This window comes from Candidatus Binatia bacterium, from assembly GCA_036382395.1.
Taxonomy (GTDB): domain Bacteria; phylum Desulfobacterota; class Binatia; order HRBIN30; family HRBIN30; genus JAGDMS01.
Genome location: DASVHW010000455.1, coordinates 1 through 5,787 on the forward strand (window position 1 = coordinate 1; position 5,787 = coordinate 5,787).

Below are 5,787 nucleotides of genomic sequence, written 5' to 3' on the forward strand. Positions count from 1 at the left end.
CTTAATCCTTCCACAGATTGTTGGCCGCGTATTTCAGCACGACGTCGACGCAACTCTCGCAGTAGCCGTTTTCCAGAAGGTTCTTGACCATGGCGTTGTATTTCTCGGTCTGCTCCTCGTCCCGCGTACGCGCCTTGGTAATGATGCGGCTGATGTCGCGTACGGAAGTCATCAGCTTCTTCTCGATGGCCTCCTTCAGCGGCTCGTAGCTCTTATAGGTCACCTTCTCACCGCGCCGGCTGGCCGCCCAGAGATAGGCGATCACCTCTTGCCGGAAGCCTTCTGCCGCCGAACCGATGATAGCGATCTGTTCCTCGATCGATTTGAGAAATCCCTCGTCGGGCTGCAGGTCTTCATTGGTGTTACGGTCTTTGACTCTCGTCTTGTTGACGTAGGCCTCGGCGTGATCCAGGTAGTTCTGGAAGAGCGACTCGGCCTGCTCCTGATACGAGTAGACGAAGGCCTTGGTGATCTCCTTCTCGAGGGCGTCCAGGTACTCCTTGTGCAGCACGTCCTGCAGGAAGTCGAGGTACTGTTTACGCGTGTCGTCGGGAAGGTCGCCTTCCTTGGTCATGTTGATCAGCGCCTCGCGCACGGTGATGCCATTGATGCAGTTGCCGCTGATATTGTCGGACAGGGCGTTGTCCAGCGCCTTCATGATGAAGCGGGTGGAAATGCCGCTCATGCCCTCGCGCTTGGCGTCGTCGCGCAATTCGTTCACGTCGATCTTCTTGGTCTTGCCCTTCTCGACCACTTCCTCACCGTTGTACAGCTTCAGCTTGGTCATCAGGTCGCATTTGGTCGTCGGCTCCAAGCGCGACAGGATGGCGAACATGGAAACGATCTCCAGGGTGTGTGGCGCCACATGGGCACGGAAGTCGGAATTCCGAATGATCTTTTGGTAGATCTTCACCTCTTCGGACAAGCGCAAGTTGTACGGCACCTTCACCACCACGATGCGGTCGAGGATCGCTTCATTGGTATGGTCGGCTTTGAACCTCTGCCATTCGGCTTCGTTCGAATGCGCCACGATGACGGTGTCGACGTACACCATACCGTGGCGGCCGGGTGCCGGGATGACTTTCTCCTGGGTCGCCGTGATCATGGCATGGAGGTACTCGGTCTCGTTCTTGAAAACCTCGATGAACTCCACCATGCCGCGGTTACCTACGTTGAGGGCTCCGTTCAGGTCGAGTACGCGTGGGTCCCCTTCCGAATAGATGTCGAGCTTGGAGATGTCCTCGCTGCCGATGAGCACCGAGGTGTCCTGGTTGTTCGGGTCCACCGGCGGCACCACGCCGACGCCAACCCGGTTCCGCTTCGAGAAGACGCGGGTCGCCACCGGCACTTCTTCATAACGCCCGCCGAACTCCTCTTTCAGCCGGAACCGGCAGACTGGACAGAGGTCGCCCTCCACATGGACGCCGAGCATCTTCTCGAACTCGCGCCGCAGGTGCCGGGGGATGAGGTGCAGCGGTTCTTCCGCCATCGGGCAACCGTCGATGGCGTAGAACGGGTCGCTCTCCTCCAACCCGTGCTGCAGTTTCTCCACCAGCGAGCTCTTACCTGAGCCGACGGGACCCATGAGGTAGAGGACCTGGCGGCTCTCCTCGCCCTTCAGCGCCGCCGAGTGGAAGTAGCGCGCAATCTGCGCCACCACCTTCTCGATGCCGAAGAACTCGTCAGCAAAGAAGTCGTAGACTTTGACGGGCTCGTCCTTGAAGAGCCGCTTCACCCGGGCGTCGTCGGACTCGTTGATATCGCGCACGCCGACACGCAGGATCACGTCGTGCAAGCGGGCGTGCGCCAGCTTCGCCACTTCGGGGGTCTCTTTGATGCGCTCGAGGTAATCGAGAAAGGTCCCGCGCCAGGTGCGTACTTCCCTGGTCGCCCGATCTTCCTGGATGAGTTTCTCAAACGTGGCCTTGTCTTGCTGCATGACCCGCTCCTTTGGCGAAAGACCGATGACTCGCCGTTTCGCGCTCCGCCTATGTCATTTGGATGCTCACCGGGTCGCCTCTATTCACGATGATTATACGGACACCTACCGTGCCCAACAAGCAAGGGCGCCGGGATAGCTGGCCGACCATTTTCACACTGACGTGGGACGAAGGAACAAACAGGTGGAGCGACACGGCGAATTTCTTCACTGCGCTCGCTTTCTCAAGCCAAACATTACTTTCGAAAAATGCTAACATCCGGCATTCCATGGGTCAAGGAATTTTTCCGCCTCGTTGCGGCGCCGATGCGACATGACGGGCGCACGGGCCCGCCCCGGCCTAGCGTGACTTGAAAGCCTTCCGCAGCTAAGCTGCCAGTGTGGCACGGCGGAGAGACCAATGACCGACCCCCATATCAGCACGGTACCCGAGGCATTGCTGGTCGCCATGGATTTCTCGGCGGGCTCACGGCGGGCGCTGGAGCTGTCGTTAGCCTTGTGCCCGAGGGGCGAGATCACCGCCCTGCACGTCGTGGACACGGAGTTCGCCGCCCGAGTCGAGGCCGAGGGCGTGGCCACCAGTGCGGACGTCGTCACCAAACTGCGGACGCGGGCCACTGAGGAATTTGGCTGGCTGGTGCAAGAGAAAGGGCCCGATACCTTCAATACCATGACCGTGGAAGGCATCCCGTTCGTGGAGATCATCAAGATCGCCAAGGATCTCGACGTGGACATGATTGTAATGGGGATGCACAAGGCGAACTTCCGAGTCGATGAAATCCTCTTCGGGAGCACGGCCGAGAAGGTACTGCGCACCAGTCATTGCCCGGTCCTCTGTGTCCCGTGAAGCCGAAGGAGACCCTGCGCTGAATGCAAAAACGGCTGCGCTTTTCGCTCTGGTACTTCCTCGGCGCGCTGGCGCTGGTGTTTCTGGTGCAGACGTTCATCGTCAAGGGGGAGGCCGGCCAGATTACGTACGCGCAGTTCAAACGGGTCGTCGACGCCGACAAGGTTACGGACGTGGTGATCGGGACCGACTACGTTTCGGGCAAGCTGACCACCCTGGACCTCGAAGGCATCCTCGGTGCGGAACAGCTCAAGCAGCTCAAACAACTCGGCGATACGAACTACCATTTCCGCGCCGTGAGGGTCGAGGACCCGAAACTCGTCGACGCATTAGAGGCGCACAACATCCCCTTCTCCGGCCGTCTGTCGAACACCTGGCTCACCAACTTGTTCTCCTGGGTCATGTCGCTGGTCTTCTTTCTCGTCCTCTGGGGATTCCTCTTCCGGCGAATGGGCGCGGGGGTGGGAGGCGGCGGGCTGATGGCGATCGGGCGCAGCAAAGCCAAGGTCTACGTCGAGAGCGAAACCCGCGTCACCTTTGCCGACGTCGCCGGCATCGATGAGGCCAAGGAGGAGTTGCGCGAGGTGGTGGAGTTTCTGCAGACGCCAGAGCGTTTTCGCCGCCTCGGCGGCAAGATTCCCAAGGGGGTCCTGCTCGTCGGCGCGCCGGGGACCGGAAAGACACTGCTGGCGCGCGCCGTCGCCGGCGAAGCCAAGGTGCCGTTCTTCAGTATGAGCGGCTCCGAGTTCGTCGAGCTATTCGTCGGCGTGGGCGCGGCCCGGGTGCGTGACCTCTTCGAGCAGGCGAAGCAGAAGGCGCCGTGCATCGTGTTCATCGACGAACTCGACGCCCTGGGCAAGTCGCGCAGCATGAATCCCCTCGGCACCCACGACGAGCGCGAGCAGACGCTCAACCAACTCCTGGTCGAGATGGATGGCTTCGATCCGAACGTCGGGGTCATCATCATGGCGGCCACCAACCGGCCGGAGATTCTCGATGCGGCGCTGCTGCGCGCCGGTCGCTTCGATCGCCACGTGGCACTCGATCGCCCCGACGTCCGCGGCCGCGAGGAGATTCTGCGCGTGCACACGCGCACCGTAAAGCTGGCAGCGGACGTGGACATCCGGATCGTTGCGGCGCGGACGCCGGGCTTCGTCGGGGCCGATCTCGCCAACGCCGTCAACGAGGCCGCCCTGCTCGCCGCGCGTCGCGACCGCACCGAGGTCACCATGCAAGACTTCGATGATGCCATCGACCGCATCACCGCTGGGCCGGAGAGGAAGACGCGGGTCATGAGCAAGCGCGAGAAGGAGATCGTGGCCTACCACGAATCAGGGCACGCGCTGATCGCCTCGACGCTGCCGAACATGGATCCGGTGCGCAAGATCTCCATCATCCCGCGTGGCATCGCCGCGCTCGGCTACACCCAGCAATTGCCGACCCAGGACCGCTACCTCATGACGCGCTCGGAGTTGGAAGACCGCATGGCGGTGCTGCTCGGCGGCCGGGTCGCCGAGGAGCTGGTCTTTGGAGACATCTCCACCGGGGCCCAGGATGACCTGCAGAAGGCAACCGACATCGCCTTGAGCATGGTCACCCAATACGGCATGAGCGAACACCTCGGCCTGCGCACGTTCGAGCGCCAACGCCGCTCGGCGTTCTTCGACACCCCCATGATGACCGGCAAGGAATACAGCGAGGAAAAGGCGAGCGCCATCGACACCGAAGTCGAAGAGATCCTCAAGCGCAGTCACGAAAGGGTGAACCGGATACTTAGCGAGCAGCGCGTGATTCTCGATGAAGTGGCGCATCGGCTTCTGGAAAAAGAGGTGATGGAGGGCGACGACTTGCGCGCCTTGCTCGCGAGCCATGCGCAATCGCCACGCGCCGCCGCGAGTTCGTGAACGGAATGGAGCTGTTACGAATCCGAGACGTAGAGGCGCTACACGGATTTCGCCTCCGGCTGACACTGACCGATGGATCGATGGTCGAACGCGATGTCTCAGCGCTGATGATCGGGCCCGTATTTGAATTCCTGAAGGGCGATCCGAAAAGCTTTCGCATGGTGCGCGCCGAGGGCGGAACGGTTGTGTGGCCCAATGGCGCGGATTTGTGCCCGGACGTATTGATATGGGGCGGTCCGCCGCCGGAGGATGCGCAAGATCCTCATCCTTCCTCCGAAGCCCCAATCGCACGGGCTGCTTCAGGAACCTCACCTGACAGCTCAACCACCTGACAGCGTACCGGCCTGCCTCACGCAGCGCATCACGGAACAAAAACACGCTCCTCCCCGACCACAGTCGCCAAGCGGCGCAGGAAGTCCTCCCGGTCTTGATGGGCGCGGAAGATGGGACGGCGGTCCGCTCCGCGAGTGCTCCCCATTCGGAGCTGCCTCCAGGAGATTCCGGAGATTCTGGGATGAAACACCTCCACGATCCAGGAGTGTGCTACCCTGGCGAACGTGAAGGCCGGCAAGTCCAATCTTACCCGCGAACTCAAGCGTCTCTTCCGCAGCATGAGCTTTGTGTCGCGCCATCCGTCGCTGAACAAGCGCGGCCCGCAAGGGGAACGCTTCGCCGAAATTTACCAGCAGCTCGGTATGCTGTGGGAGTTTCTTGCGCTGCAGTGTCGTCACACCGAGGGCTGGCGCAAGACGCGCGAGCGGAAGCTCGCGTGCAAGCTGTGCGGGACGATTCGCGGCGTGACGGAGCGCTGGGTATTGTTGCCGCGAGACGGAAAGAAGACCATCGGGCGTAAGCTGTTCCCGAATTCCGGTGAGACATTTACAAACAAGAAAGCCGCGAAGATCGTCGACGATACCATCGACTTCCACGGCGTGACGTTGAACGTGGATGTTCATAACTCGTATCGCTCGCGCTTGTTCCAACGCAGCAAGCTCGACCTCAGCGTCGCGGCCGAGCGTATCGTGCGCGTGGAGGAAGGCGACATCGAGTGTTGGCTCGATACCCACCTGGCGAAGCTCACGTTGCGCAAGCACAAG

5 protein-coding genes are annotated in these 5,787 nt (G+C 61.2%); 4 read left to right on the forward strand and 1 reads right to left on the reverse strand.

Features of this window, described 5'->3' with window-relative positions; translation table 11 throughout:
• Position 1: 1 nt before the first annotated feature.
• A complete protein-coding gene (locus VF515_22455; GenBank protein ID HEX7410391.1) occupies positions 2 to 1,939 on the reverse strand; it encodes a serine protein kinase in 1,938 nt (645 codons plus the stop codon).
• A gap of 400 nt (positions 1,940 to 2,339) precedes the next feature.
• Here VF515_22455 and VF515_22460 point away from each other — a divergent pair, with 400 nt between their 5' ends.
• From VF515_22460 to VF515_22475, 4 genes are all read left to right on the forward strand, one after another.
• On the forward strand, positions 2,340 to 2,786 hold the full coding sequence (locus VF515_22460; GenBank protein HEX7410392.1) for a universal stress protein: 447 nt from the start codon (positions 2,340 to 2,342) through the stop codon (positions 2,784 to 2,786).
• Positions 2,787 to 2,809: 23 nt separating this feature from the next.
• Positions 2,810 to 4,690, forward strand: a complete 1,881-nt coding sequence (ftsH, locus tag VF515_22465; protein HEX7410393.1) for an ATP-dependent zinc metalloprotease FtsH — start codon at positions 2,810 to 2,812, stop codon at positions 4,688 to 4,690.
• 5 nt (positions 4,691 to 4,695) lie between these two features.
• The gene (locus VF515_22470; GenBank protein HEX7410394.1) at positions 4,696 to 5,022 is read left to right on the forward strand and encodes a DUF2442 domain-containing protein; all 327 of its coding nucleotides are present in this window, start codon (positions 4,696 to 4,698) and stop codon (positions 5,020 to 5,022) included.
• Between the two features lie 225 nt (positions 5,023 to 5,247).
• A partial coding sequence (locus tag VF515_22475; protein ID HEX7410395.1) for a hypothetical protein occupies positions 5,248 to 5,787 on the forward strand: 540 nt, incomplete at its 3' end.

Coding starts and splice junctions, on each gene's coding strand:
- VF515_22455 (HEX7410391.1), bottom strand. CDS start 1,939: ATGCAGCAAGACAAGGCCACGTTTGAGAAACTCATCCAGGAAGATCGG.
- VF515_22460 (HEX7410392.1), top strand. CDS start 2,340: ATGACCGACCCCCATATCAGCACGGTACCCGAGGCATTGCTGGTCGCC.
- ftsH (HEX7410393.1), top strand. CDS start 2,810: ATGCAAAAACGGCTGCGCTTTTCGCTCTGGTACTTCCTCGGCGCGCTG.
- VF515_22470 (HEX7410394.1), top strand. CDS start 4,696: ATGGAGCTGTTACGAATCCGAGACGTAGAGGCGCTACACGGATTTCGC.